Source organism: Pontibacter sp. LHS1 (assembly GCF_058932855.1).
The window spans coordinates 449,673-475,391 of record NZ_JBZYWF010000002.1; the positions used below are offsets into that span (position 1 = coordinate 449,673).

General features: G+C 49.7%; 22 protein-coding genes. 12 read left to right on the forward strand and 10 right to left on the reverse strand.

The features are described 5' to 3' along the window. Positions 1 to 7: 7 nt before the first annotated feature. From AC5FXQ_RS06360 to tsaD, 9 genes are all read right to left on the reverse strand, one after another. Positions 8 to 1,555 (reverse strand): IS1182 family transposase, encoded by a 1,548-nt coding sequence (locus AC5FXQ_RS06360; RefSeq protein WP_493601654.1) that lies wholly within the window; start codon positions 1,553 to 1,555, stop codon positions 8 to 10. A 145-nt stretch (positions 1,556 to 1,700) separates the two neighbouring features. Beyond that, complete coding sequence (locus AC5FXQ_RS06365; protein WP_493601655.1) at positions 1,701 to 2,468, reverse strand: WG repeat-containing protein; 768 nt, start codon at positions 2,466 to 2,468, stop codon at positions 1,701 to 1,703. Between the two features lie 142 nt (positions 2,469 to 2,610). Further along, a complete protein-coding gene (locus AC5FXQ_RS06370) occupies positions 2,611 to 2,976 on the reverse strand; it encodes a hypothetical protein (RefSeq protein ID WP_493601656.1) in 366 nt (121 codons plus the stop codon). 249 nt (positions 2,977 to 3,225) lie between these two features. Further along, on the reverse strand, positions 3,226 to 5,112 hold the full coding sequence (gene rpsA / locus AC5FXQ_RS06375; protein WP_493601657.1) for a 30S ribosomal protein S1: 1,887 nt from the start codon (positions 5,110 to 5,112) through the stop codon (positions 3,226 to 3,228). Positions 5,113 to 5,658: 546 nt separating this feature from the next. Then, entirely contained in the window at positions 5,659 to 6,165 is a 507-nt protein-coding gene (locus AC5FXQ_RS06380) for an HNH endonuclease (protein ID WP_196119527.1), read from the reverse strand. Between the two features lie 83 nt (positions 6,166 to 6,248). Beyond that, entirely contained in the window at positions 6,249 to 7,025 is a 777-nt protein-coding gene (locus tag AC5FXQ_RS06385) for an NlpC/P60 family protein (protein ID WP_493601658.1), read from the reverse strand. A gap of 229 nt (positions 7,026 to 7,254) precedes the next feature. Further along, positions 7,255 to 7,728 carry an SsrA-binding protein SmpB gene (gene smpB / locus AC5FXQ_RS06390; RefSeq protein WP_493601659.1) on the reverse strand — a complete coding sequence of 158 codons (474 nt, stop codon included), beginning with the start codon at positions 7,726 to 7,728 and terminating at the stop codon, positions 7,255 to 7,257. 1 nt (position 7,729) lies between these two features. Then, the gene (locus AC5FXQ_RS06395; protein WP_493601660.1) at positions 7,730 to 8,122 is read right to left on the reverse strand and encodes a thioesterase family protein; all 393 of its coding nucleotides are present in this window, start codon (positions 8,120 to 8,122) and stop codon (positions 7,730 to 7,732) included. 223 nt (positions 8,123 to 8,345) lie between these two features. Then, on the reverse strand, positions 8,346 to 9,353 hold the full coding sequence (gene tsaD, locus AC5FXQ_RS06400) for a tRNA (adenosine(37)-N6)-threonylcarbamoyltransferase complex transferase subunit TsaD (RefSeq protein ID WP_493601661.1): 1,008 nt from the start codon (positions 9,351 to 9,353) through the stop codon (positions 8,346 to 8,348). A 66-nt stretch (positions 9,354 to 9,419) separates the two neighbouring features. Here tsaD and AC5FXQ_RS06405 point away from each other — a divergent pair, with 66 nt between their 5' ends. From AC5FXQ_RS06405 to AC5FXQ_RS06450, 10 genes are all read left to right on the forward strand, one after another. Next, on the forward strand, positions 9,420 to 13,934 hold the full coding sequence (locus AC5FXQ_RS06405) for a translocation/assembly module TamB domain-containing protein (RefSeq protein ID WP_493601662.1): 4,515 nt from the start codon (positions 9,420 to 9,422) through the stop codon (positions 13,932 to 13,934). Between the two features lie 92 nt (positions 13,935 to 14,026). Further along, a complete protein-coding gene (locus AC5FXQ_RS06410) occupies positions 14,027 to 14,926 on the forward strand; it encodes a cell division protein FtsX (protein WP_493601663.1) in 900 nt (299 codons plus the stop codon). A gap of 1 nt (position 14,927) precedes the next feature. Continuing rightward, positions 14,928 to 15,155, forward strand: a complete 228-nt coding sequence (locus AC5FXQ_RS06415) for a DUF3098 domain-containing protein (RefSeq protein ID WP_493601664.1) — start codon at positions 14,928 to 14,930, stop codon at positions 15,153 to 15,155. A gap of 4 nt (positions 15,156 to 15,159) precedes the next feature. Beyond that, the gene (locus AC5FXQ_RS06420; RefSeq protein WP_493601665.1) at positions 15,160 to 15,993 is read left to right on the forward strand and encodes an undecaprenyl-diphosphate phosphatase; all 834 of its coding nucleotides are present in this window, start codon (positions 15,160 to 15,162) and stop codon (positions 15,991 to 15,993) included. A gap of 1 nt (position 15,994) precedes the next feature. Continuing rightward, positions 15,995 to 16,690, forward strand: coding sequence for a tRNA pseudouridine(55) synthase TruB (truB, locus tag AC5FXQ_RS06425; RefSeq protein ID WP_493601666.1), 696 nt, complete (start codon positions 15,995 to 15,997; stop codon positions 16,688 to 16,690). Continuing rightward, on the forward strand, positions 16,674 to 17,606 hold the full coding sequence (locus AC5FXQ_RS06430) for a bifunctional riboflavin kinase/FAD synthetase (protein WP_493601667.1): 933 nt from the start codon (positions 16,674 to 16,676) through the stop codon (positions 17,604 to 17,606). Before truB ends, AC5FXQ_RS06430 begins: the two co-directional genes overlap by 17 nt. A gap of 121 nt (positions 17,607 to 17,727) precedes the next feature. Then, positions 17,728 to 19,614: a DUF389 domain-containing protein gene (locus tag AC5FXQ_RS06435; RefSeq protein ID WP_493601668.1), complete on the forward strand. Its 1,887-nt coding sequence runs from the start codon at positions 17,728 to 17,730 to the stop codon at positions 19,612 to 19,614. Between the two features lie 170 nt (positions 19,615 to 19,784). Then, on the forward strand, positions 19,785 to 20,483 hold the full coding sequence (locus tag AC5FXQ_RS06440) for a CoA transferase subunit A (protein WP_007660176.1): 699 nt from the start codon (positions 19,785 to 19,787) through the stop codon (positions 20,481 to 20,483). Between the two features lie 11 nt (positions 20,484 to 20,494). Continuing rightward, positions 20,495 to 21,151 carry a CoA transferase subunit B gene (locus AC5FXQ_RS06445; RefSeq protein WP_493601669.1) on the forward strand — a complete coding sequence of 219 codons (657 nt, stop codon included), beginning with the start codon at positions 20,495 to 20,497 and terminating at the stop codon, positions 21,149 to 21,151. Between the two features lie 155 nt (positions 21,152 to 21,306). Further along, positions 21,307 to 22,857 carry a carbon-nitrogen hydrolase family protein gene (locus AC5FXQ_RS06450; RefSeq protein WP_493601670.1) on the forward strand — a complete coding sequence of 517 codons (1,551 nt, stop codon included), beginning with the start codon at positions 21,307 to 21,309 and terminating at the stop codon, positions 22,855 to 22,857. A gap of 78 nt (positions 22,858 to 22,935) precedes the next feature. Here the strand turns inward: AC5FXQ_RS06450 and AC5FXQ_RS06455 are convergent, their stop codons facing one another. After that, complete coding sequence (locus tag AC5FXQ_RS06455) at positions 22,936 to 23,850, reverse strand: chain length determinant protein (RefSeq protein WP_493601671.1); 915 nt, start codon at positions 23,848 to 23,850, stop codon at positions 22,936 to 22,938. A gap of 153 nt (positions 23,851 to 24,003) precedes the next feature. Between AC5FXQ_RS06455 and AC5FXQ_RS06460 the strand changes: the two genes are divergently transcribed. Both AC5FXQ_RS06460 and AC5FXQ_RS06465 read left to right on the forward strand, forming a co-directional pair. Next, positions 24,004 to 25,143 carry a DegT/DnrJ/EryC1/StrS family aminotransferase gene (locus AC5FXQ_RS06460; protein ID WP_493601672.1) on the forward strand — a complete coding sequence of 380 codons (1,140 nt, stop codon included), beginning with the start codon at positions 24,004 to 24,006 and terminating at the stop codon, positions 25,141 to 25,143. Beyond that, a complete protein-coding gene (locus AC5FXQ_RS06465) occupies positions 25,143 to 25,718 on the forward strand; it encodes an acyltransferase (protein ID WP_493601673.1) in 576 nt (191 codons plus the stop codon). The genes AC5FXQ_RS06460 and AC5FXQ_RS06465 overlap by 1 nt, the downstream gene beginning before the upstream one ends. The last annotated feature ends 1 nt before the right edge of the window (position 25,719 follow it).

Below are 25,719 nucleotides of genomic sequence, written 5' to 3' on the forward strand. Positions count from 1 at the left end.
GCGTTTCTTAGCTAAAGATAGCGATTTGAAAATATACTGCATCAGTGTACAGGTCTTTTCTTCTCTGCCTCAAGCTTGGCGAAAGTGCTCCAAACACGGCTTTTAGGGTCCGCAGCATGCTGCAAGAGGCCGCACAGTGAGCCAGCAGCCGCCCCAGGCCGACAATGTTGAAGACGCGGCGCAGGTTGTAGGCCACCAGCATCAGGCCCACGTCGGCCGCAGCGCTCCCCATGCCTTTCTTGGTGAGCACGTAGCTGTAGCCCCACTGCCGCTTGATGGTGCCGAAGGGGTGCTCGACGATGGCCTGCCGCCGCTTGTAGAGGGCGGGTTTGGCGGCAATGCGCCGCCGGTTCTCCTCAAAGAGCGGTGAGTAGACGTTGCGTTCGATAAGCTTGCCGTTTTTAGCGGTGGTACAAAGGCTCCGAACCGCGCACGTCCTGCAGGCCCTGGTGCGGTACTGATGAAAGCTGGTCGGGTGGGCGCGGCTCAGGTGCTTGGTGTAGACATGGCCGTTGGTGGTGAGCGTGTGGCCTTCGGGGCAGGTATAGGTATCGTTTGCAGCGTCATAGGCGAAGTGCTCCACGTTGTAGGCCGGGTCAGGGGCGTTGGAGGCGGGAGCAGGAACGGCCACCAGTGTGGTGATGCCCAGCCCCCGGGCGGTCTCCAGCTCCGAGCCAGCGTAGTAGCCCTTGTCGAAGAGGGCCGTGAAGGTGTTGTTTCGCACGATGCTCTTGGCCCTGCGGAGCATGTTTCCCATGGCCTGGCGATCGTTGTGGTTGGTGAGGCGATAGTCGAGCAAAAGGCAGTGCCTGGCGTCCACAGTGGCCTGCACGTTGTAGGCCACCTCGGTGATGGTGTTGCGGATGATCAGCTGCCGGCTCTCGGGGTCGGAGGTGGAGACCTGGTCCTCGCCCGAGTCTTGCAGGTGCTGCAGCAGCTTTAGGTAGTGCTCACGCCGAAGCGCATGGCGGGCCACGGCATCCAAAAGCTGCTCCATTTGATCAGCCTGGTTTGTCTGCGCCAGGGCTTGCTGACAGTCAGAGAGCCTCTCCTCTATGTAGGCCAGGTGGCGGGCGATCTTGCCCCGGTTGTAGTTGTTCTTCTTCGAGTTCTGGGCCCGGAGCTTGGTCGAGTCGCCGGCCAGCAGCTCGCCGCCGACCAGTTCAAATCGCTGGGCCATCTTCACGGTGGCCCGGAAGACGCGGGTGATGGCCTTCGAGTTGTTTTTGCGGAAATTGGCGATCGTGTTGTGGTCGGGGGCCAGCTGGCCCAGCAGCCACATCACCTCGATGTTGCGGTGGCACTCGCGCTCCAGGCAGCGCGAGGAGCGGATGCGGTTGAGATAGCCGTAGACCAGCAGCTTCAAAAGAACAGCGGGATGGTAGGCCGGGCGGCCGTTCTCGGGAAAGTCGGTGCGGAAGCCTAGCTTCTCCAGGGGAAGCGAATTGACAAAGGCGTCGATGAAGCGCACCTCGTTGTCGGGGGAGATCAGCTCCTCCAGGCTGGCCCCGCCACCAGGTGGCTCTGCGCGGCTGCAGGCGTATTTAAATTTCATAGCGTAAGTGGATAAGCCTATTATCGCTTAGCCACTTAGCTCGATAAAAGTTGCAGGAAGAAGGGTGTTATTAGACAGTCTGACGTGCTCGTGCAGCCTAAGCCCGAAGCGTAGCAAGGGTTAAGGCTGCACCTTGTTACATGACTTAATTTTTCAACGTAATTTTAACAGGTTTCCCGTCTACAATTCCCTCAGCATATATTTCTCCCTGTCTATTTCTAATATCAACCTTATCGAAGCCTTGGTTAATTTTAACATCCCCTGTTGTGTCTACCACATACCACTTTTCATCATCATCCATTATCAATCCATGATACCAGTTAAAGTCTCCTATCCCCCTGTAGATATAGGGTGCTATTAATTCGCCCCTGTAGTTGATAAAACCAAACTTCTTGTCCTTTTGCACAACGGACACCCCGTTCATGAAACCCCATATGCTATCAAAAGGAATGGTAGAAACAAGCTCTTGCTGTTTGTCAATCAGATAAAATTTATTCTGCAGTTTCACTATGGCTGTTCCTTTGTAAAAAGGTACCGCAAACTGGTACTTGGGCTTAATCAGCCAGATTCCCTTATTATCTACATATCCATAAAGAGAATCTTTTAAGACTAAGGCAGAGTTATCAGATGGTCTACCCACTTCGTCAAACTGAGGTCTGAATAGAACTTCTCCAGAAGCATTGATTAATCCATACTTGTTGTATTCATAATAGTCATATTTTCTGTGGCCACCAGAATCTACAAGTATAAAACCGTGTTCTTGCAAATTGTCTATGTAATCAAACTGGGCCTTTAAAATAACATTCTTGCTTGAGTCAAGAAGCCCTTGCTTTCCGTTTTCTTCATAAATATACACAGTCTCCTGAAGTCCATGTATAATGTTCGGTAACTCCCATTCTTCTTCTTTAGTCACTTTGCAGGAAGTGATTGAAATAAGAACTAGAATGAGGAACAGATTTTTCATTACTTACTTATGACATGTAACGTTACTCGTGCAGCCGATGGGCAAGGCAGAGCCGAGCATAAAGGCAGAACTTGGTTGGCCAACGATTTTTTTATACTTCTACTTCAACTTCTCTGACTCCGTCTTCTGGTGGTCCAAATCTTAACTTTGCTTTTGCTCCTTTCATAAATTCAGTTTCAGTTAGCACCGGTTTTACTGTTTTGAAAAGAATTTCTGCGTTTTGACCATACAGATAGAGAAATCCGTCACTGTAGTCTACTGCTATTTCATGACCGTCATATTCTCCTACTCCCTTTTCTTCTAATACTTCCTCAAGCTTTTCTTCTAAGGAGTGAAGTGGTTCAAGCCCTTGGATACCGTAATCAAAGCTGATAATGACAGCATGTTCTGGTTCATTACTTTTTAAGTTTTCTTGTTGGATTTGCGGTTTCCCAAACAGCTTATCAAAAAATCCCATTCTTCTTCATAATTTAAATGGTGGCCAACTACCCGCTAGCAGGAGTACCTACTCCTACTATCTGTAATATGTGTGGAGTAGGAATTCTTTCTATATCGTCCTTTCCACAGGTATAGCGCAAAGCTTACTTGCTGTCTTACTGTAGTATATCCAAAACAAGATATTAACTTTTAAGCTTATAAGAAACTGTCCAAAACAAAAAAGGCCCCGGATCTCTCCGGGGCCTTTGGTTATAGGACAAGCTTAGTACTAAGCGTTGTTCTCTTCTTCAGCAGACTCTTCGTCAGAACCTTTTGCCTTTTTAGCGGCAGCGGCTTCTAACTTCTTAACGCCTGCTTCTTTTTCATTCTCCAGCATCTGCTCTTTCAGGGCAGAAAGTGCGTCAAGGTCACCCAGGGTAGACTTGTTCTCAGCTTCTTTCTGAACTTTTGGAGCTTTCTCCTTCTTCTCACCACCGGCAGCAGGTGCAGCTTTCTTAGTGGCCTTAGCGATACGTGCGTTGTCAGCCTCAGAGTAAGTAGCAGTGTGCGACAGGATGATCTTACGATCGTCCTTAGAGAATTCAGTTACACGGAAGTCAAGCGTTTCGCCAGCTTCTACCTGTGAACCGTCTTCTTTAGCAAGACCTTTAGGGAATGAGAAACCTTCGATGCCGTATGGCAGCTCCAGTGTAGCGCCTCTGTCTGACTTCTCAAGTACAGTAGCTTTGTGTACTGAACCTACGTTGAATACAGACTCGAATGTATCCCAAGGGTTCTCCTCCAGCTGCTTGTGACCAAGAGCAAGTCTTCTGTTCGCTACGTCAAGCTCCAGAACAACTACGTCAAGGTTTTCACCAACTTTCACGAACTCAGATGGGTGCTTGATCTTCTTAGTCCAAGACAGGTCAGATACGTGTACCAGACCATCAACACCTTCTTCCAGCTCCAGGAACAGACCGAAGTTTGTCAGGTTACGAACTACGCCGGTGTGCTTCGTGCCAACTGCATATTTCGTGATAACATCTTCTTTCGTCCATGGATCTTCAGTAAGCTGCTTGATACCAAGAGACATCTTGCGCTCTTCGCGGTCAAGTGTCAATACAACTGCTTCAACCTCGTCGCCTTGCTTGATGAAGTCTTGTGGGTTGCGCAGGTGCTGTGACCATGACATTTCAGAAACGTGGATCAGACCTTCAACGCCTGGCATCAGCTCAAGGAATGCGCCGTAGTCAGCTACGTTAACGATCTTACCTTTCACTCTAGAACCAACTTCAATTTCAGCTGGAAGAGCATCCCAAGGGTGCGGAGTAAGCTGCTTCATGCCAAGAGAGATACGCTTCTTGTCATCATCGAAGTCAAGCACTACCACGTTCACCTTCTGGTCAAGGTTCAATACTTCTTCTGGGTGGTTAATACGTCCCCAAGAGATATCTGTGATGTGAAGCAGACCGTCTACGCCACCAAGGTCGATGAACACACCGAAGTTTGTCATGTTCTTGATAACGCCTTCCAGAACCTGACCTTTTTCCAGGTTGTTCAGGATAGCGGCACGCTGCTGCTCCAGGTCTTTCTCGATAAGTACTTTGTGAGATACAACCACGTTGTCGAAAGCGGCGTTGATTTTCACAACTTTCACTTCCATCTTCTTACCAACGAACACGTCGAAGTCACGGATCGGCTTCACGTCGATCTGAGAACCTGGCAAGAAGGCTTCAACACCGTAGAGGTCCATGATAAGACCACCTTTGGTTCTTCTCTTCACTACACCCTCCAGAACGTTGTCGTTCTCGAGTGCGTCATAGATCTTAGCCCAGGCAGATACAATCTTCGCTTTCTTGCGGGAAAGGATCAGCTGACCGTTCGGGTCTTCCTGGTCTTCGATGAATACTTCCACCTCGTCACCAACTTTCAGTTCAGGAAGATCTCTGAATTCTGAAACTGGCACCAGGCCGTCAGATTTGAAACCGATGTTCAGGATCACGTCACGATCAGTGATACCTACCACGATTCCTTTAACAACCTCCTGCTCCTGTACTGTGGTCAGGGTGTCGTCATACATTTTTTCCATTTCAGCGCGCTCTTCTTTGCTGTAGCCGCCACCGAAACCATGAGACTCAAACTTGTCCCAATCGAAATTTTCTGGAGAATTACTCATAATGTTTTACTGCTCTGGAGAAGCCACCGACTTAGAGCAATAGGCCGGTTTGGTTTGGTTTTACATTTCCCCGAACATAATGCCAGGGGCCATTCACTCGAATGAAGGGGCAAAAGTAAGGAATACTTAGAAATAATGCTAGTATAAAGAAGAGATTTTGCAAAAGACACGACTCGTATAAGTACCTGATACAGAAGGCACATACCCACAGTTCTACCTCATCACCCGCCCACCACAATATAAGGTATAGCCATAAGCCTTACCAGCTATCAGCCACTCCTCCCTCTTACCAATTTAACAAAACCAAGACAGACGCTGACTGAACTGCAGGTATAAACTATCCAGGCAACTCCTACTTTATAGGTATACAGAGTAGTTAAAACAGTCGGAAGTCGTCCCTGATTCAAGAGGAAAAACCGCTCTTATGAAGCAGTACACGCAACACAATTCAAGCACTTCAACTCATCCTGCAACCATTAGCGCAACACACCCTGATCATTAATGATTTAACAAAACACAGCTAAATATATTAGCAACTACATATTCCTACTTCTTGGCTATTTTCAGGTAGATTTGCCAGTCCTCATTGGAGTCGTTCAGGTGCTGTTGCAGGAAGGTATAGAGGGACGGTCGGGAAGGATGACGATGTAGTTTAAGACCAGCTTCTTCGGGGGTCCGGTCGCCTTTGCGGGAATTGCACCTGGAGCAGGCCGTGACGATGTTCTGCCAACTGGTCTCCCCTCCCCTGGAGCGGGGTAAGAGGTGGTCCAGGGTCAGGTTACGGGAGGTGCCGCAGTACTGGCAAAGGAAGTTGTCACGGCGCAGCACATTGTGCCTGCTAAGGGCTATACCGTAGTAGGGCACCTTGACATAGCGCTGCAGCCGGATGACAGAAGGAACAGGATAAGAAGTACTGACCGTGCGCAAAACAGCGCCATTGGCCTTAGAAATGAGCTCAGCCTTTTCGAGATAGACAAGCAAAAAGGCCTTGGTCACCGTGCAGACGGCGATTGCGCTGAAGTCCTGGTTTAATATCAGCACTTTGTCTCTCATGGCCATTTTTCGAACTTTTGCTATAGCTTTTACGAGAATTAACCAACTCGTTATAGCCTAAGTTCAAAGAAAAATGCTGAGAATCAGGAAAAAATACGCTTGATAATGCGAAGGTTGTGGGAATAACGCTTGCGCTCGGCATTGTAGATGCCATTGTGGTCGAGGGTGTCAATGCGGATCTCGCCGTGGGCGTGCATGATCTGCTGCCCCTCCAGCATAATACCTACATGGGTAATGCGGCCTTCTTCATTGGCAAAATAAGCCAGATCACCGGGTTGGGTCTGCGTAGCAAAGTGCACTTCGTCGCCTACCGCTACCTGCTGACTGGCATCACGGGGCAGTTGATAACCGCAAAGGCTGTATACTTGCTGCGTAAAACCCGAACAGTCGATGCCGAACATGGACTTGCCACCCCACAGATAAGGCGCTTTCAGGAACCCCATGGCTAATTTGGCTATTTGAGCCGTTGATACAGGTACAGCAGGGTTTGTGGCTCGTCCGCTGTACTGGTAAGTCTGCCCGTCGATACGCAGGCTCATACCGTCAAAAAAGGGCAGATAAGCCCCTATACCTACCGGAATGCGCATATCAGCATTGCTCACCACCTGCACGATATCGAGCGCACGCGGATGCGCCGCCGCCTTCCACTCATGGTAGTAGGCTGTCGACACAGGCACATACTGCTTATAGTCGATCCAGCCAGTATAGCCATCCGAAGCCAGCTGCACCTGCACCCAGCTTCCCTGCTTACTGAGCACCTCCAGACACTCCCCAAAGAGCACCTGTGTCACCATTTCCGCTTTGTCAGAAGGCTCAGCGCGCATCGGCACCAGACTGAGCATGCATATTCCGTAGTCCATTTTTGAGTTAGTGATTGAGTGAATTAGTGGTTGAGTGGTTCCTGAGTGAGTGGTTGAGTGATTAATTCTTGGTGGTTGAGTTAATTTCTTGATTTGACGATGATTTTGATGATCCTCGATTATATAAGCCTCTTATCGCAATGAGAACCACCACTTGTTTACCTAAATCAATGACGAACTCAAAAATAAAAAATCACTCAATCACTAATTCACTCAAACACTCAATCAACTAATACCCGCTTCGGTCAAGTTCGCGTTTTATGTCCTTTGCCTTGATGTCTTCCCGCTTGTCGTGCAGCTTCTTACCGCGTGCCAGTGCAATCTCTACTTTAGCAAAACCACGCTCGCTAATGAACATCCGGGTAGGTATAATCGTCACACCCTGCTCCTGCACGCCCTTCTCCAATCGCTTGAGTTCGCTCTTGTTTACAAGCAACTTGCGTACCCGCATAGGCTCGTGGTTGTAGTGCGTACCCTCGGTATAGGTGGAGATGTGCACATTGTGCAGGTATAGCTCACCATTGTGCAGCACGCAGTAGCCGTCCTGCAGATTCACCTTGCCCTCCCGGATCGATTTGATCTCAGTGCCCATCAGCATGATACCAGCCGTATACTTGTCCAGGAACTGGAACTCAAAAGAAGCTCTGCGGTTCTGGATGTTGACGTGCTTCTTGATTCTGTCTTTATCTTTTGCTTTCGTCATGCTATTTTGTTGGGGCCAGCACCCTGGCCAGTTTCTCTTTCTTTAAAATCTTCTGCCCGGTCTCCCCGTCTGCCACCAGCCTGTCCCCCGCCCGGGCCTCAAAATTACAAATCACGTTATTGCCCTCCTGTGACTTCAGGTAAGCGGTTATCTCAATTAGATCACCCTCAAATGCAGGACCTTTATGATTGATAGTCAGGAAAGTACCTATCCCCTCTTCATCTTCTTCTTTCATCTCCAACACAAACAAACGTCCTGCCCACTCCACCGCCTGTGCCAGCGAAAAGGTACTGCAAACCGCATGCACCAGCCCATCATCAAAACGGGCAAAGTCCGCCTCTGTTACCGTTTTGCGGTATACCTTGCTGTCGCCGATCTGGAAGGGGTTTAGCATAGATTTAGTGATTGAGTGATTGAGTGAATGGTTAAATTGTTGATGGATGATTGTTGATTAACAGGATTTGAAGATCCACAGGATTGAGATAGCTGAACAATCGATATTGAAAATCCTGATCTAGACAAATTATACCTGTGAACGATTCGGACAGGTCGCGACCTGTCCCTACAGTATACCCTCTCAAACTCCCCAACTCCCAAAATCTCAAACTCCCAAACCTCTAAAACTTCATCCTCGGCTCCGGACTTACATACTGGTCAGCAAAGTCACCTTTAAGATACTGGTAATGAGCTGTTATAGCAATCATACCTGCATTATCGGTACAATACTGAAAAGCCGGGATATAGACGTTCCAGTCGTACTTTTTGGCGTAGTCCTGCAGTGCCTGGCGAAGACCTGAATTGGCAGACACCCCACCGGCAATGGCTACTTCTTTTATACCCAGGTCCTTTGACGCCAGCACCACTTTCTTCAGCAGGGTCTTGATCAGGGTATACTGCACACTAGCGCAGATATCTGCCAGGTTCTCCTGTACGAAGTTCGGGTTGTCTTTCGTTTTATCTTTAAGGAAGTAGAGTACGGAGGTTTTGATGCCGCTAAACGAAAAGTCATAGCCGGGCATGTTGCCTACCGGAAAAGAAAAGGCCTTCGGATTACCCTGTGCCGCTGTCTTATCAAGCATGGGTCCGCCCGGATATGGCAGGCCAAGCATTTTGGCGGTTTTGTCAAAGGCCTCCCCTACAGCATCATCCGTGGTCTGGCCAATAATCTCCATGTCCAGGTGGTCTTTCACGAGCACCACCTGGGTATGGCCACCGCTTACGGTCAGGCACAGGAACGGAAAATTGGGCTTCGGGTCATCGATAAAGTGCGCCAGGATGTGCGCCTGCATGTGGTTTACGTCGATGAGCGGTATGTTGAGGCCCAGCGCAAACGACTTGGCAAAGGAGCTGCCTACCAGCAGAGCGCCCAGTAAGCCCGGGCCGCGGGTAAAAGCTACTGCATTTAAGTCAGTTTTGTTTACATTTGCTGTACTCAAGGCCTGCTGTACCACCGGAATGATGTTCTGTTGGTGTGCTCTGGAAGCAAGCTCCGGCACTACGCCGCCGTATTTTTCGTGAACGGCCTGAGTAGCAATAACATTTGACAAAACTTTGCCGCCACGTATAACCGCAGCAGAGGTTTCGTCGCACGAAGATTCAATTGCTAATATTGTAGGTTCAATCATCTTTTGGAAAAAGAACAGTCCATAAATTACTTCAAAGTTATAGGAAAAGCCATTCTAAAAATAGTTTTGGCCTTAATCCTGTTGCTTTTGGTGGTATTTGCGGTTGTTTTTGTGGCCATTCGCTACCCGGGCGTCCAAACCAGGGTCGCCCAGAAAGCCGCCGACTATATCTCCCGCACCATTGACCATGAGGTCACCATCGGGCGGGTGGATATTGAGTTTTTCAGCAATGTAATCCTGGAGCAGGTGCAGGTGCTTGACTACCGGGGTGAAGAGCTGTTTTATGTGGGTCGGGCCGAAGCCGATATCAGCCTCTTCTCTATCTTCCGGCCGAACACATTAGGCATCTCCACCCTGGAGCTACATGAGCCACGGGCTAACCTGGTGCAGTACGAGGGCACCGACTCCCTCAACCTTTCCACCTTCATCACTTCCCTCGGCAACCTGATCACCAGAGACACGACCAAGGCTTCCCAGCCCTTCGAGTTTTCAATAGATGAACTAGTCATACGGAACGGGGCTTTTACCTACGACGACTTCAACCGCCCCCGCACTGACTACGGCATAGACTACTTCCACCTGGCCATCGACAGCATCTCGGCACGCTTCACGGAGTTTGAGCCGGGCGATACGCTCCAGGTTCGGGTAACGGATTTGACTGCCCACGAACGTCCATCCGGTATACGCCTGCACAACCTCGATGTGCTGATGACCTATGCCTCCACCTTCTGGGAGTGGGACGAGCTCGACCTGCGGGTAAATGACAGCAACGTGCAGGAGTACATCCGCTTCGACTATAACCGCTTCGGCAACTTCTCTGACTTCATGGACAGTGTGACCGTCACAGGCCGGATCAAAGACTCGCAACTATACTCCCGCGATATTGCCCTGTTTGCCCCGCCTCTCCGAGAATATGACGAGAATGCCTACATCGCCTCAGCTGAGGTAGAGGGTCGTGTGGCTGAGTTCATGGCCACTAACCTGGATATAAAGTATGGGCAGAACACCCATATAGTAGGTACCATGAATGTGGACGGCCTGCCTAACTGGGGTGAGACCTTTGCCAATATCCGTCTGCGACCTTCTACGCTTAATGCCGATGACATCAAGCAGTTTCTTCCAGAAGATGCCTATACCTTCGCCTCCCGATTAGGAACGGTGAAGATCGACGGGCGCTTCCTGGGCTTCTATAATGACTTCGTGGCCAATGGCAGTTTTGCGACAGCGCTGGGCAATGTGCAGTCCGACATCAACATGAAGATCAACCGGAGCAACAACGCTTCCTCTTACCGTGGTCGACTCAAAACGCAGAATTTCAACATCGGTCGCCTGATTGGCAATGCGGACGTTATCAAGACAATCACCATGGATGGTCGTGTAGTCGGATCTGGCTTTACACTGGAAGACGCCCGCATGGAAATCAACGCAGATATTGCCCAGCTTCACCTCCTTGATTATAATTACCGTAACATCCGCACGGACGGCACCCTGAGCCGCCAGCGTTACGAAGGGCGCTTTGCCATTGCTGACCCGAACCTGGCCTTTACGGCCAATGGTGAAGTAAACCTGGCAAATAACAACCAGGCTTTCAACCTGAGAGCCGATCTGGACAAAGCCGACCTGAAAGCCCTGCGCATTACGGATAAGTCGGTGATCGTACAGGCCAATGCTGACCTTAATTTCCGGGGTCTCCGGCTTGATGACTTTGAAGGCACCGCCTTTTTTGACAGTGCCGCCGTCACCTACGAAGGCCAGCGTGTCGCCCTCGACACGATCCGGGTACAGTCCCGTATCGGTGAGGGTATACGCAGTCTTACGCTTCGCTCGACCCCACTGGCCTTGCGCGTTAGCGGTGACTTCGACTACTCTGTGCTGATCGAAGACCTGAGGCAACTGGTGCATGAGTACGAACTGAACTTTGAAAGTAACGATGCCGCCACAGCCGCCTATTACAGCCGCAAACGCCCGTCTTCCCGACCCGAGTACAGCTTGGACTATGACCTATACCTGCGGCGGGTCAATCCGCTCATTCACTTGCTTGTGCCGGAGCTCACCATTTCTGATTTCTCAAAGCTGGAAGGCACCTTCCGGCATGGCAGCACAGTCATCCTGACATCCTATGCGCAGATAGACACGATCCTGTATGACGATGTTACACTATTCCAGAACGACATAGAGCTTAGTACCTCCAAGCTGCAAAACAGTCCGGATGTGCTGGCCAGTGCCCAGTTTACCTCCGAAAAGCAGGTACTGCCTTCCGTGGGCGAAACAGAGCGCCTCCTGCTGGAAGCGATCTGGAGTGAGCGCACGATCGGGTTTTACACCAACCTGCTGCAGCCAGCATTTAATAATCAGGCCACCGTGGTAGGTGATGTGAATTTCCTGCAGGACCGGCTACAGGTCGTCTTCGGCAGGTCCAACATCACCCTTCGTGAAACGCCATGGGCTTTCCAACCGGGCAGTATGGTGTACATCAGTGAAAACGGAAAGCGCTTCGATTTTGAAGAACTGATATTGTCTAACCAGGACCAGATCATCCGGGTAGACGGCGCCATTGGTCAGGACCCGGGTAGTACGCTGGTGGCCAGCATCAAGAACTTTGACCTCCGCAACCTCAACCCGCTCATGCCCGAGCAGATCAGAGGCACCCTGAATGCTGATCTTACCGCGCAGGATGTTTATAACAATGCCCTCCTGAACGCAGGCATGCGCGTCGATTCGTTTTACCTAGACAATGTGCTGATCGGCGACATCCGGGGCAAAGGCGACTGGAACAATGCCCAGCAGCAGATGGTAGTCGACGTAGACGTTGAACGGCACAACAAGAAGGTACTGACACTGACAGGTAACTACTATCCCCGTGCTGAAGAGGAGCAGCTGGATATGCTGGCCGTATTGGACGAAACACAGCTCAAGATTGTGGAGCCGATCCTGAAACCGATCATGTCGCAGTTGGAGGGTACCATGGAAGGGCGCATCCGGGTGCTCGGAAAGCTGTCGGCGCCGGTGCTGACCGGATCGGTGATGGTGACGGGCGGGCAGTTCCGCTTCGATTACCTGGGCACCACTTACCGCTTCTCCGACCGTGTATATTTCGGAGCTAACAGCATCAGCTTCCGCAATGCGCAGCTGCGTGACCTTTATGGCAACGTGGGCACTGTGACAGGTGGCATCGCCCACGATGGCTTCCAGAACATGGTACTCGACCTGAATGCCCGCTTCCGCAACCTAATGATTCTGAACACCACCTACGAGCAGAACGAACTCTACTATGGCACCGCCTTCGGCACCGGTACAGCCAGCGTGCTGGGCCCGGTGGACAATCTCAAAATAGACGTAAACGCTCGCAGCGACGCCAATACCCGCATTGTGGTACCGCTTGACAACCAGACTGACCTGGCCCGCAAAGACTTCATCCGCTTCGTCAACCGCAACATCAGCGACTCGACCGGTGTAGCCGTGGCTGTGGATGAGCAGCGGGTTGACCTTTCCGGCATCAACATGAACTTTGACCTTGATATTACGGACGACGCTTATTTCGAGATCATCATCGACCGGCAGACTGGGGACGTGATCCGGGGCTCGGGTAGCGGACAGATTCAGATGACCATCGATACCAGGGGCGAGTTTAACATGTATGGCAACTTTGAGATCGCCAACGGCGCCTATAACCTCAACCTGTTGGAAGGCGTGGTATCACGCGAATTCAGGGTAACGCCGGGCGGTACATTGTCCTGGAATGGTGATCCGCTGGAAGGTATAATGGACTTACGTGCCACTTATACCCAAAGCGCATCATTGGCAGACATCATGAACAACCGAGGCCAGAGCGACATAACTTCTGCACCGCAGGGCCGCTACCCGGTAACGGCTATTGTTGATCTCAAAGGACCAATCCTTACTCCCGAAATTCAGCTGGGCCTTGACTTTGAAAGTATGCCCGCCAATGCCCGCCTTCAGCTCGACCCTATTATTGCAGCTATTCGCAACGATGAGAATGAGTTGAACAGACAGGTATTCAGTTTACTTGTTCTACGCAGGCTGGCCCCTATTGGCATGTTTGCCTCTTTTGACAACGCTGGTGTCTCGGCAGTGGGCGGCAGTTTGGGAAGCTTGCTCACAGGGCAGCTCAGTGGTCTGCTCAATTCCATAGACAGCAATCTGGAGGTAGATATTGGCCTGGGCGATGTGAGCCAGGATGCACTTTCCACTTTGCAACTGCGCCTGAGCTATACCTTCTTTCAGGGTCGCCTGCGGGTAAGCAGCCAGACAGGTATAGGCGCAGCCGCACAGTCCGAGCAGGCTGGTGGTAACAACCGAAGCTCCTATCAAGGAAACTGGTCCATCGAGTACTACATCACCCAAAGCGGCGAGTTGAGGGCCCGACTGGAGTATAACACCCTGCCGGAAAACTACCGCACCCGCGTTTCGAACACGCAACGCCTGAGTTTGCTGCACACGAAGCGCTTCGATAATCTGCGGGAACTCTTTGGCCGGGACCGGGAAGGGCGACGCGAACGCAGGCGGGAGCAGCGGGAAGCCCCCATTATCCTCGACTCTGACCCACGCATGAATCTGTAAAGCCCGGAACACCAGCCGGGCTTTTTGCATTAGCTAGCCGGAAGCACCTCATATTTAAATAATATTTCTATTTTTGCACGGAAGCGTATCGTATGGCAACAACTACCCACAAGACAGTTAAGAAGAAGAAGCTCGGTAATTACCCGCATGCCATGGTGGTGTTTTCCATCTCCCTGGCCTTGTTTGTGATTGGCCTGTTCGGCATGTTGCTGATCCATGCCGGCAAGTTGTCGGATATCGTGAAGGAAAGCATTGAGATGCAGGTATACCTGGACCGCAACCTGACACAGGTACAGCTGGACCGCCTACAGAAGACACTGGCTGCAAAAGAATATGTGGCCTACAAGGGCGACACGGCCCAGGTACGGTTCCTTTCAAAAGAAGAGGGTGCCAAAGCATTTCTTGAAGAGACCGGCGAAGACTTCATGGCCTTTCTGGGAGATAACCCCCTCCGTGACACCTATGTGCTCCGGATCAATGCCGAAAGCTCCAGTTCAGCCCAACTCAAAGGTATAAAAAATGATATTGAGGGGATTGAGGGGGTGTATGAAGTGCAGTATGTCGAAAGCCTGATCGAGTCGATTAACAGCAACATTCAGAAAATCAGCATCCTGCTGCTTGCTTTTGCAGGTATATTGGTGCTGGTGGTGATTATCCTGATCAACAATACCATCAAACTTGCCTTGTATTCACAGCGTTTCCTGATCCGGAGTATGCAACTGGTGGGGGCTACGTCGTTCTTTATACAGCGGCCTTTTCTTAACCGTGCCGCTTTTCAGGGAATTATAAGTGGTATTATTGCCTCTGTTTTGCTTTTTGCCCTGATGCAGTATGCCTATCGTGAGATTACAGAGCTGAGCCTGCTGAAGGACGAAGAGCAAATGTACATGCTCATGATCGCCCTGATTGTATTAGGTGCTGTGATTGGTTTCATGAGCTCTTACCGCGCCGTACGCAAGTACCTGCGCCTTTCACTTGACGAACTTTATTAATATGGAAAATAAGAACAAGCTTGCCTTTGGCAGAAAAAACTACATCCTGATGCTGGTGGGCATTGCCGTGCTGGCTGTTGGTTTTATCATCATGACGCTCGATAACGAACAGTACGGCCTCGGCTTTATGGGCATCACCCTGGGACCTATCGTGGTCATGGCCGGCTTTGTGATCGAACTGTTTGCGATCATGGTAAAAGATAGAACACACGAAAACACAGAAGAGTAGTTAGATGAGTGAATGGCAGGCTATCATTTTAGCCATAGTTGAAGGACTTACCGAATTTTTGCCTGTATCCTCTACAGGTCACATGATCATCGCTTCGGCCCTGATGGGTATAAACGAGCTCCCGATCACCAAGATATTTGCCGTGAATATTCAGTTTGGTGCCATCCTGTCTGTGGTGGTGCTGTACTGGAAGCGCTTTCTCAACAGTTTTGAGTTTTATCAGAAGCTGCTCTTTGCCTTTATACCTGCGGCTGTCATTGGTTTTCTGCTCAACGACGTAATCGACGCCATGCTGGGCAGCGTGTTCATCACAGCCGTGATGCTGGTGGCAGGTGGCGTGGTGCTGCTCTTTGTGGACAAGTGGTTTGCCCATGCCCAGGAAAGCAAGATTACCTACAAAAATGCTCTGGTTATTGGTTTCTTTCAGTGCATCGCCATGATACCGGGTGTTTCACGCTCTGCAGCCTCTATTATTGGTGGCCTTACACAAGGCATCAACCGCAAGGCTGCTGCTGAATTTTCCTTTTTCCTGGCCGTACCTACTATGCTGGCGGCGGCGGGTTATAAGCTGGTTAAGGACCTGCTCAAACTTGAGATATCAGACATCGTCACCTTCGACCTCGTAAAAATCAGAAACAGCTTCGACGTCATCACAGCCGATGACCTTCGCCTGTTGCTTATCGGCAATATAGTCGCTTTTATAGTAGCCATGATCGCAATCAGGTTCTTTATCAACTTCCTGACCAAGTATGGCTTCAAGATGTTTGGGTATTACCGTATAGCACTAGGTATAGCCTTGCTGGCACTGCTGGCTATGGGCGTTGACTTAAGAGTATAACATGAACTACAACTTTGAAGCAGGCGAGATCCTGCTCCTTGATAAACCGCTTACCTGGACGTCGTTTGACGTGGTGAAAAAAGTGCGCAATACCCTGCGTGTAAAAAAGATCGGCCATGCCGGTACCCTTGATCCCCTGGCGTCAGGACTGCTGATCCTGTGCACCGGCAAGTTCACCAAACGGATTGACGAGATACAGGCGCAGGAAAAAGAATACACCGGCACCATCACCTTGGGCCAGACCACTCCCTCCTACGACCTGGAAACGCCTGTGAGCGAGAGCAAGGACATCAGTCACCTGACACCAGAGGACATACAAGCTGCTGCCAATAGTTTCGTAGGCACCATCGAGCAGATCCCTCCTATTTACTCGGCTTTGATGATCGATGGCAAACGCGCCTATGACCTGGCCCGCAAAGGCAAAGAGGCCGAGATGAAAGCACGCACTGTGACCATCAAGGCATTTGAGATCACCGGTGTCGAGGGCGCTGTTATTTCCTTTAAGGTGATCTGCAGCAAAGGCACTTATATCCGAAGCCTGGCCCATGACCTGGGGCAGAAGCTGGGTGTAGGCGCACACCTGTCCGCCCTGGTGCGCACCCGGATCGGGGAGTATAAGCTGGAGGATGCCCTCACGATAGAAGATATTCAGGAAATCAGAAGAGCCCAACTCGAAGCGAATGGAAGTAATTCGTGATATAGCTGATTTTCCAAAACTAAGTTATCCGGTGGTCACCAGCGGCACCTTCGATGGCGTGCATGTAGGTCACCAGAAGATCCTGCAGCGTGTGAAGGAACGTGCCCGTCAGACCAGCGGTCAGAGTGTGGTCATCACCTACTGGCCCCATCCGCGCCTGGTGCTCTTTCCGGAGGACAATGACCTCAAGTTGCTCGCTACCATCGAGGAGCGTATAGAGCAGTTGCGCAGTTTCGGTATCGACTACTTGCTGATCATACCTTTCACCAAAGAATTTTCCCGCCTGAGCTCCCGCTCCTTCATAGAGGATGTGCTGGTGAAGGCGATTCATACCAAAGTACTCGTCATCGGTTACGATCACCGCTTTGGCAAAAACCGTGAGGGCAGCTTTGAGCACCTTAAAGCCCGCTCCGCTCAATATGGCTTCGAGGTAGAAGAAATCCCGCGCCAGGATGTGGACGACATCGGTGTGAGCTCCACGAAAATACGCAAGGCGATTGAGTCAGGCGATATACCTACAGCCAACCGCTACCTGGGCCATACCTACAGCCTCACCTCTACTGTTGTGGAAGGTAACAAACTGGGGCGCACCATCGGCTACCCGACTGCCAACCTGGCCCTGCCTGCATCGCACAAGCTTATACCTGCCCATGGCGTGTATGCGGTTTGGGTGAAGCTGGATAACGAGCGCTTCCCGGGTATGATGAATATTGGCACCCGCCCCACGGTAGAAGGCACACACCTGACACTGGAAGTGAATATCCTGAATTTTAACCGCGACATCTACGGCTATACCTTAACGGTAGAGTTTGTAGAGCAACTGCGCAAAGAGCAGAAATTTGATAACCTGGAGGCTCTTAAAGCGCAATTGGCAAAGGACAAAGAAACCACAGCGCACGTCCTGCAGCTCACATAGCCACACCTGATATTCCTCCTCCCCCAACAAACCATCCGGTAAAAGAGTAATGTATAAGCCTTCTGGCTCCTGCCGAGGCAGCTACCGCAAAGCTTATACATTACTTTGGCTATAGGAAAGGATGGATCAGATTACCCTTATTTATGATATCAAAGAGGAGAGTACGGTCAAAGACAAGATTGTACCAGCTTTGGGCAATGCTGTCCATAAGCTAGTTCCCTTTAACCACGAAGATGTTACTGACCATAATCTTGCTCATGAGTGCTGCCTGGTTACATACCTGAGCGATGAATGGCTGGCAGAACTGGTTGCCATCGCCATGCACAAGCAATGGACGCTGGGGTTTCTACCCCACCCGGCCATGAAAGAGGCACGGCAGGGCTACGGTATATCGGGCAACCTCTCTGAGGCCATAGAGGATATACTGAAGACGGAAAGCGGGATAAAGGCAGACCTACTCCTCTGCAATGGAAAGCCCGTGTTTAACTATGTGGTAATCGGGAACAGCCTGAGCCTGATGTCTGGCAGTGTATCCAAAAACACCTTCTTATCAAAATTTGAGAAGTTCAGTAGTATTTTCCGGTTTCCGGAACTGCACAAGCCGCGGCCGTTTACCATCACAACAGGAAACAAGCCCCCGCTTAAGACTGCCGCACTGGGCATCATAGCTGTGTTGCATGGCAAGAGCTCCTTTGTTTCACGCATTCTGCTAAAGGACTCATTTATAAACGACGGGCGGCTGCATGTGCTGGTGCTGGCTCCCCGCAGTATTATGGAACTGATCAGGTTTTCCATTACCTCTACGCTTAACAAAGAGAACAGGAACAAGCTTCCTTCGTTTATAGGCCACATCAAAACCAAGTCTATCCTGATCAGCAGTCCGGCACCGATGGACTATTCGCAGGACAACAACCTGCTCAGCGCCAAAGAAATTGAGCTCAGCGTTAGTGAGCGCAGTATTCAGGTCATACCCGGGCGGTACCTGGGTACGGAGCAGGCAAAGAGTGAGGCCGCAGAGAAATTCAGGGTGGGTACGCTGCCGAAAGGAGACACCTATCTGCAGGACTTCATCGAGAAGCCCCTGCCCTGGGTATACCATGCCTCCACCGAAGAGTTTAAAGGCTTGTTTACTGTGCTGCGGGAAAATGCCAAAGCTTCCGGCTCCTACCTCACCCTGATGGTGCTGGCTACCATGCTGGCTACCTTCGGCCTTTTTGCCAACTCCACCCCTGTCATCATTGGTGCCATGATCCTGGCGCCGCTCATGTCACCCATTATTTCGCTTTCGATGGGAGTGCTGCGGCAGGAGAAGAAACTTACACTCAGGAGCTTGAAAACAATTGGGTACGGGATGCTGCTAGGGTACATTGCAGCGATCCTACTCACGTGGCTCAGCCCGTTTGAAGGATTAAACCAAGAGATTGGTGCCCGCATACGTCCGAACCTGCTCGATTTGGGTGTGGCCATCGTGTCAGGTATAGCGGGTGCCTACGCCCATGCCCGCGAAGAAGTAGCCAAGACCCTGGCTGGCGTAGCCATTGCCGTTGCCCTGGTGCCCCCACTGGCTGTTTCAGGTATAGGCATCGGCTGGGCTGACTGGCAGGTGTTTATAGAAGCCCTGCTCTTACTGATGACCAACCTGGCAGGTATCGTGCTGGCGGGATCCTTTACATTTTTGCTGCTTGGCTTCAGTCCGCTGCAATTAGCAAAAAAAGGCCTGCTTCTTTCGCTCCTGATCGTGATCCTAGTGAGCCTTCCGCTGGCATACGGCTCATTCACCATGATCCGTGACCACAACGTGATCCGCTCGCTGAACAACTACACCGTAGATGACATCACCATCCGGCAAGTTTCAGTGATCAGGGGTGGCGACCCAATGACTTTGGGGGTAACACTTGTCTCTGCAAACCCCATCGACGAGGAGGACCTGCATAAGGTGAAGCGTGCTGTTGCCTCAGAGATAGGCAGCGAGGTGCAGCTGGAGGTGCTGGTGCGGATCAGGCGTTAACGGGCAGTATTCACCTTATCTAAAACCGATTTCACCTAAAAACGAAAAGCCATACATTGTATATGGCTTTTTTTCTATCTAACTTACCTTTTCTATAGAAACAATTAATTCATCGCTGCCTGCGCAGGTATAGCTATATCTGGCAAGGGGCAAAAGCACATACTCAAACTATGATAAATAAAACTGTAAAGAATGCACAGGAAGCCCTGCAGGGTGTGCAGGACGGCATGACCCTGATGCTGGGCGGCTTCGGTTTGTGCGGCATTCCCGAGAATGCCATTCAGGAGCTCCTGCGCCTGGGCGTGAAAGACCTTACCTGTATTTCGAATAATGCCGGTGTAGACGACTTTGGCATCGGCCTGCTCCTGCAGCAGCGCCAGGTGAAAAAGATGATCTCGAGCTATGTGGGTGAGAATGCGGAGTTTGAGCGCCAGTTGCTGAGCGGAGAGCTGGAAGTTGAGCTGATACCGCAAGGCACGCTGGCAGAGCGTATCCGTGCCGGTGGTGCCGGTATACCTGCCTTTTTCACCCCTGCCGGCTATGGCACTGAAGTGGGCGAAGGCAAGGAAAGTCGTGAGTTCAATGGCAAGATGTACCTGATGGAAGAGTGGCTGAAAGCAGACTTCTCTTTTGTGAAGGCCTGGAAAGGTGACACAGCCGGCAACCTGATCTACAAAGGCACTGCCCGTAACTTCAACCCGATGATGGCGGCAGCCGGCAAAATCACCGTGGCGGAGGTAGAGGAGCTTGTACCGGCCGGTGAGCTGGACCCGAACATGATCCACACGCCGGGCATCTACGTGCAGCGCATTTTCCAGGGCGAGAAGTACGAGAAGCGTATTGAACAGCGCACAGTTAGAACCGCTTAACCGACAAAGAAATGGCTTTAGACAAGAATCAGATAGCGAAACGAATCGCAAAAGAAGTTAAGAACGGAATGTATGTGAACCTGGGCATCGGTATACCTACCCTGGTGGCCAACTACATACCGGAGGGTGTGGAAGTGGTGCTGCAGTCTGAGAACGGGCTGCTGGGCATGGGCCCCTTCCCTACTGAAGACAAAGTAGACGCCGACCTGATCAATGCGGGCAAGCAGACCATCACCACGCTGCCGGGCTCCTCTATCTTTAGCTCTGCGGAGAGCTTTGGCATGATCCGGGGGGAGCATGTGGACCTGACCATTCTGGGGGCCATGGAAGTATCGGAGCAAGGCGACATCGCCAACTGGAAGATTCCTGGCAAGATGGTGAAAGGTATGGGTGGTGCCATGGATCTGGTGGCCTCAGCCAAAAACATCATCGTGGCGATGCAACACACCGCACGCGACGGATCCTCCAAGCTGCTCAAAGAATGTACTCTGCCGATCACAGGCCTTAAATGCATCAAAAAGATCGTAACCGACCTGGCAGTAATGGAAGTAACTGAAGAAGGTTTTAAACTGCTGGAGCGCGCGCCTGGCGTGACCGTGGAAGAGATACAGAAAGCCACCGCAGGACGTCTGATCGTAGAAGGCGATATTCCGGAAGTGCAACTATAATAGCTGCTATACCCTCACATAGAAAGCGCAGTGTAAAAGCTGCGCTTTTTCTTTTTAAATTTGCACGAAGGCGCTTTTTACCGCTTTCAATTAAAATATCACATCAAAACAATACTTGCTTCACGTATACCTGAAGCAAGCAACCACAAATATATATGAGTGAAAAGATAGAAGCGAATTCTGAGCACAGACTATTACTGCGCCAGCTGGAGCTCAAAGACTACAAGGAAGTAAAGGAAATCATGGATCTGGTGTACTCCAACATTGACGGCGCCTGGACCCGCAAAGAGTTTTCCAATCTCCTCAAAAAATTCCCTGAAGGACAGATCTGTATAGAAGACAAGGGCAAAGTAGTGGCAGTCGCCCTCAGCCTGATTGTAGACTACGCCGTGTATGGCGATAAGCATACCTATGAGCAGATCGTCGACAGGGGCACTTTCAAATCACACGATCCGGAGGGTGACACGCTCTATGGAATAGATGTATTTGTGCATCCGGAGTACCGCAACCTGCGACTGGGCCGTCGTCTGTACGATGCCCGCAAGGAAATATGCGAAAACCTGAACCTGCGCGGCATCATAGCCGGTGGCCGTATACCTGGCTACAAAGACTATGCTGATAAGCTGACACCAGCCAAGTACATTGAAATGGTGCGGAACAAGGAGCTGGCAGACCCGGTGCTGTCTTTCCAGCTGAGCAACGACTTCCACGTACGCAAGATCCTGAAAGGCTACCTCCCCGATGATACAGATTCCCGCGCCTACGCGACCCTGCTCGAATGGGTGAACGTGTATTATGAAGAGAAAGAGAAGCTTATAGGCGGCAAAAAGACCGTTGTGCGCATCGGTATTGTGCAGTGGCAGATGCGCTCAGTCAAGTCCCTCGACGACATGATGCAGCAGATTGAGTTCTTTGTAGATACCGTGAGTTCCTATAAATCAGACATCGTGGTATTTCCGGAGTTCTTCAACGCTCCCCTGATGGCTCTCTCCAAAGAGGATTCTCCTTCAGAGGCAATCCGAAACATGGCGGAGTACACCGACGAGATTCGGGAGCAAATGATTCACATGGCACTCTCCTACAACATCAACATCATTGCGGGCAGCATGCCGGAGTACTATGACAACAAGCTCTACAACGTTAGCTACCTCTGCCGCCGCGATGGTACTTATGACAAGCAGTACAAGCTGCACGTGACACCAGACGAATCTCATTACTGGGGTATGCGCGGCGGTCATAAGCTAAAGATCTTTGATACCGACATCGGTAAGATCGGCATCCTGATCTGCTACGATGTGGAGTTCCCGGAACTAGCCCGTATGTTGTCTGACATGGACATGAAGATCCTGTTTGTACCCTACTGGACCGATACCAAGAACGCCTACCTGCGCGTGCGCCTCTGCGCCCAGGCACGTGCCATCGAGAACGAGTGCTATGTGGCCATCACAGGTAGTGTAGGCAACCTGCCGAAGGTAGAGAACATGGACATCCAATACTCTCAGTCCGCCGTGTTCTCCCCTTCCGACTTTGCTTTCCCGCACGATGCTGTGGTAGCCGAAGCCACTCCAAACACCGAGATGACCCTGATCGCCGACCTGGACCTGGACCTGCTCAAGGATCTGAACACAGCCGGCAGCGTGCGCAATCTCAAAGACCGCCGCAAGGACCTCTACAACCTGAGTTGGGTATTGCGGCAGGAGGAGTAGGTTATCCATATTGCAAAAAAGCGGGCTGCCAGTATGTTGGCAGCCCGCTTTTTTGTTTGAACTATAGAAGAGCAAACGTTATGCTAAACCTGCTCTTCTTCGTTTTCTTCCTTCAAGGTATAAGGCAAGAATTATTCCCAGAAAAAAGCCTATCAGTCCACTGATAGCCAAATATCGCTTTAGATTCGGTCCCGTAGGCCTCAACCTTGGTGTGAAACCTGTAACAATCTCAACGTTAGAAAGCTTCTCCAGGTCTGATTCCAGGTTTACCTGCTCTTTATACATCGAGATACTCTCTCTATATAGATTAGTAGGATCTATTGGTTGTCCGTACACGAATCCATTGACAGGACCTCTGGGTTCACCTACTGTTGTCTTCAAGCTGTCGATAGAGGATATTTCTCCTTTCAGCTTAGAGATCATATTTTCGACTTGTCTTTGTTTGATTCTCTTCTGACGAGCAAAATACCTGTTATTTTCCAAGTAGTTAGTAATAGCTGGCTCAAGAATATCAAATAATTGGGGATTGTAAATCGCAAGCTGGATGCGAAACGGAGAACCTGTCAACACACTGTCTTCGTCAATTCTCTCCTGATCCAGGTTAATGAATTTCATCTCCATAATCTCCTTCGCATCTGCAGGTGCGATGTCAAGTCTTTCAGCCACGGCTTCTAAGTTGTCATCAGCTATCATCTCAGAAAGTTTATTTAGTTGATCTTCAATAAATTCATTTCTGATGTTAGCCAGCACCAACGTCATAGATGAGGTGTAGTAAGGCTTTGTAGTAGAGAAGAGAGAATATCCTATACCCAGACAAATAGCTACAACAAGTAAAATAGGTACTAAATTGGAGAAGAAAACACTTATAACATAAGCTATTTTATTTTTTATTACCTCTATTGCTCTTCCTATCATCCGGAAGATTGACATGAGGTCTATTTCATCATCTACGTTATTAGAACGTCTGTTCTCTGGTTCTTTTAAATGTTGCATTCTATTAGCTTTCTACAAATATACTAGCTTAATTTAATTTAACCGCAAAGTGCTTTTTGAATATTAAAATCACTAATTTTACATTAAAATTTTAACGACGACATCAATAAGTAATTATCTAAGCTACTTATATAATAGCTACACACTATATCTATGAAAATACAAATGGTTGACCTTAAAGGTCAATACGATAGGCTTAAAGCAACCATTGATTCCGCAATTTCTGAAGTATTTAATACCTCCGCTTTCATCAATGGCCCTGCAGTCTCACTCTTCTCGCGAGAACTTGAACAGTATAACCATGTAGCTCATGTTATTCCATGTGCCAATGGCACTGATGCACTTCAACTTGCGATGATGGCTTTAGGTTTAAAGCCAGGAGATGAAGTCATCGTGCCAGTTTTTACTTATGTAGCAACTGCAGAAGTTATTGCATTACTGGGATTGAAGCCTGTATTCGTAGACGTTGACCCAGACACGTTTATGATTTCACCGGCAGAGGTTAGAAAAAGCATCACTTCAAATACAAAGGCAATTGTTCCAGTGCATCTGTTTGGTCAATGTGCTGATATGGAAAGTATCCTGGCAATTGCAAAAGAGCATCAGCTCTATGTAATTGAGGATACTGCACAGGCAATTGGAGCAGAATACAGATTTTCTGATGGTAGTGTAAAGAAAGCAGGCACCATAGGTGATATAGGGACAACCTCATTTTTCCCTTCTAAGAACCTGGGTTGCTATGGTGATGGTGGTGCATTGTTTACCAATAGTGAGGATCTTGCGGATAAACTTAAGATGATTGCCAACCATGGTCAAAGCGTACGCTATTATCATGATGTTATTGGTATTAACTCTCGGCTGGATACGCTTCAGGCGGCCATTTTACGTGTAAAACTTACACATTTAGACGAGTTTAGTGCCAGAAGAAACACGTCTGCCTCGTTTTATGACACTGCCTTATCGGGTTACAAGTCACTGCAAATCCCTTCCCGGGTATCGAATTCCACCCATGTCTTCCATCAATATACTCTTAAATGCATTGATTTTGATAGGGATGAGCTTAAGGCACATCTTCAGGAGAAAGGAATTCCTGCCATGGTGTATTACCCGGTTCCGTTGCACCGTCAGAAAGCTTATCAACACTATAAATCCACAGATACTAGTTTCCCTGTATCTGAAGAGTTGTCGAAGAAAGTGCTGTCCTTACCCATCCATACAGAGCAACGTGAGGAGGAACTACACTTTATCATTGATGGTATAAAAGAATTTCTAAGCATAAAAGGCATAGCGTAATGAAATACTATAGCCATGAGACCGCAGTTATCGACCAGGGAAGTACAATTGGTGATGGCACCAAAATCTGGCACTTCTCCCATATAATGCCTGGTTGCATTATTGGTGAGAAGTGTAATATAGGACAAAATGTGGTTATCTCTCCAGAGGTTGTATTGGGCAGGAATGTTAAAGTCCAGAACAATGTATCAATTTATACCGGGGTAACGTGTGATGATGATGTTTTCCTTGGCCCTTCTATGGTTTTTACCAATGTTATAAATCCACGAAGTGCGATAAACAGAAGAAACCAGTACACAAAGACTCATGTAGGGAAAGGGGCAACAATCGGAGCAAATGCTACCATTGTATGTGGGCACGACATTGGCGCTTATGCATTTATTGGAGCTGGTGCAGTTGTAACTAAGCATGTACCTGCCTACGCACTGGTTGTAGGCAATCCATCCAGGCAAGTTGGCTGGATGAGTGAGTACGGCCATCGCTTAGAGTTCAATGCAGAAGGTATAGCCACTTGCCCTGAGAGTAATGAGGTTTATCAGTTAATAGACGATGAAGTCGTAAAGTTGCAAAATTAGA